This is a genomic window from Bradyrhizobium sp. th-b2, from assembly GCF_000426785.1.
In the GTDB taxonomy this organism is placed as follows: Bacteria; Pseudomonadota; Alphaproteobacteria; order Rhizobiales; family Xanthobacteraceae; genus Bradyrhizobium; species Bradyrhizobium septentrionale.
Map to the genome: position 1 here is coordinate 1 of NZ_AUGA01000211.1, position 2,262 is coordinate 2,262.

The 2,262-nt window shown below is 59.7% G+C and carries 3 protein-coding genes; 1 reads left to right on the forward strand and 2 read right to left on the reverse strand.

Going from position 1 to position 2,262, the window contains the following annotated elements; genetic code table 11:
* Positions 1 to 439: 439 nt before the first annotated feature.
* Positions 440 to 889 carry a hypothetical protein gene (locus tag K359_RS58170; RefSeq protein ID WP_051346856.1) on the reverse strand — a complete coding sequence of 150 codons (450 nt, stop codon included), beginning with the start codon at positions 887 to 889 and terminating at the stop codon, positions 440 to 442.
* Here K359_RS58170 and K359_RS62885 point away from each other — a divergent pair.
* Entirely contained in the window at positions 888 to 1,142 is a 255-nt protein-coding gene (locus tag K359_RS62885) for a hypothetical protein (RefSeq protein ID WP_156929143.1), read from the forward strand. The genes K359_RS58170 and K359_RS62885 overlap by 2 nt on opposite strands.
* Before the next feature lie 292 nt (positions 1,143 to 1,434).
* Here the strand turns inward: K359_RS62885 and K359_RS65620 are convergent, their stop codons facing one another.
* Positions 1,435 to 1,926: a hypothetical protein gene (locus tag K359_RS65620; protein WP_245284961.1), complete on the reverse strand. Its 492-nt coding sequence runs from the start codon at positions 1,924 to 1,926 to the stop codon at positions 1,435 to 1,437.
* Positions 1,927 to 2,262 lie beyond the last annotated feature (336 nt).

Consider the following 2,262-nt stretch of genomic DNA (forward strand, 5'->3'; position numbering starts at 1 on the left):
TTCTCTGTCGTCAATCCGATTGTTGCCGGTGCGCTCAATCGGATCAGCCAAGACGTCGATATGGTCACCTTGCGCATCAACTACCGCTTCGGCGGTTACGGCGCAGCGAGATACTGACCTCGTCCTATTCCAACTTTTCCCGTAAACTGGGCCGGCAGAAATGCCGGCCGATTTTGTTGGAGGGAATATGTCTGAAGAACCCGTCAGACGGGCGATCCGACCGCAATCGAACCGCCGCCAGGCTGCTGCCGTGGTTGCAGCTTCAGGCGAGGCAACACGTCTGCCTAGACGCGCCCAGCTCGACGAAGGTCTCGCTGTATTGCGGGCGCGATCAATCCGCACGTCCCAAGGCAACTCATTCCGTCGTCCCGCATCCAAGCTTGGCATATTGATGAACAATGAAATGATGAGCGAGATACAGGTCCCGACCGGACGCCGATCACCAAGTTCCGAAGCCGGACCAGCCGAACTGCCCCCGTCGTGCCGCCAGAAGCATCTGCGACTGGACGTTTCGCCTCGGTCGAGCCGCAACATGCAACTTCTTGCGTTGTCGCTTGCGATCGACGGTTTCAGGCGGGCGTGTATCCGGCAGCATAGCGAAAGAATTCGCCACCCCCGGGCTCTGTGCGACGGTAACGGGCGATTCGGTCACATCCGACGAAGTTGCGACCTCGGTCGGCTCGGCCACGGGCGCAGCGGCGACGATCACCGGCGATCGGGTATCGAAGTCAACACGCTCGGGCCATTTGCGATCCGAGTGGATACGTATGGCCGGCCGGTTCGCAGCCGCCTGATCGACGGTCGGGGCTCCCGGCAGCGAATAATCTGCAACAAAGAGCAGTGCGAGCAACACTGCTCCGACCTTCCAGAAATATGCCGCCAGTGGCATGCCGGTCGCTCCGGTGCGCCCCGAACCATTGACCTTGGGCTCGTCCTGTTTCGTCGTCTATCGAGCCGCACGGCGGCGACTGGAATCGGTTCTGGCTCACTTTGCCCGCGCCATCATCATTGCCCATCGTGCTCTGTTAATAGACACCACGCCGCACGGCGCGCCGTGTTTGGCGGAAATCGCGACGGTCGACACGACGCGCAGTCACGCGGGCGCGCCGGTACGTGATGGCCTGCGCTTGATCAACGCTTAACTCCACGCCGCGCGGTGTCACCTGCGGCGAGACCGGAACGGTCGCCAACACCACCGCTGCAAACAGCAGTCCGATAAGTGAGAAAGCTCTCATTGCACCTACTCCCTGTTGTCACATTGGGTAGACGGCAAAGGCTGTCTGGTCTGTGTGCCTATTGTCGACAACTGTTATAGGCAATCTGATAGATCGGCGGAGTGTTGATCTAGGTCAATCATTAATACTCTTTCGTCTGAGCAGATCGCAAAAAGGCGGCCGAGAAAGCCGCCTCTTTCGCGATGCGTAGGTGGGGCCCCTACTGACAGAAATACATCTGACCGTCGTCAAGTTTAATTGCGCCACCCGGCGTGCATTTAATGCTGTTACGCGCCGAGTAATCATCCCATCCGGAATAACCGTAGTAGGGGCTATGTCCGTGGTAAGCCCTGTGGACGTAGTGAGCTTGCCCAAAGTAAGGATCAGTTTGGGCCGCGTAAGCGCCGCGCCAATTGTTGTTTCCCCAATTGTTGTTTCCCCAAGCGTTAGGCGCAGCCGTGGCGGCGATAGCGGCACCCGTGCCGACCGCTGCAACGCCTGCCCCGACAACACCTGCCCCGTAGTAGGCCGCCCGTCGGTTCTGACGACGCGCAACGCCCGCAACGCTCACGGGGGTTAGCGGGCGACCAACCCGCGCCTGGGCGCTCTCGACTGACAGCGAGATGCCGCCTTGCTCAGCCCAACCAAAGGAGAACAGTGCTGCACAACCGAAGGCAGAAGCTGCAAGCGCTGCCTTTCTTACATACTTCATGAGTCTCTTCTCCGTTTTGAGGAATACCCACCCCATCCTTCACCAATGAATGCATGCCTTCACGCGTATTGACGCAGATCAACGCGGCTAGACGTTCAGCCGGGGCATCGGTCACGTTCCCGTTATCGCGCGATATAGCGGACCCAGTCCTGACCGACCGCAAGACGCCCGAGCGGCTGATGTCTCTGATGGGTCAAACACGGAAGTCGGAACACGCAACAGTAGCGTCCGCTTCACCCCCTCGGACCGATCATTCTGTCGGTGGCTTGGGAACTGACGGTTGCCTGGATCCGTACCGAACGCGCTCCGCAGCGGGGAGATGTTGGCTATGGGCCG

Coding starts and splice junctions, on each gene's coding strand:
- K359_RS62885 (WP_156929143.1), top strand. CDS start 888: ATGCCGGTCGCTCCGGTGCGCCCCGAACCATTGACCTTGGGCTCGTCC.
- K359_RS65620 (WP_245284961.1), bottom strand. CDS start 1,926: ATGAAGTATGTAAGAAAGGCAGCGCTTGCAGCTTCTGCCTTCGGTTGT.
- K359_RS58170 (WP_051346856.1), bottom strand. CDS start 889: ATGCCACTGGCGGCATATTTCTGGAAGGTCGGAGCAGTGTTGCTCGCA.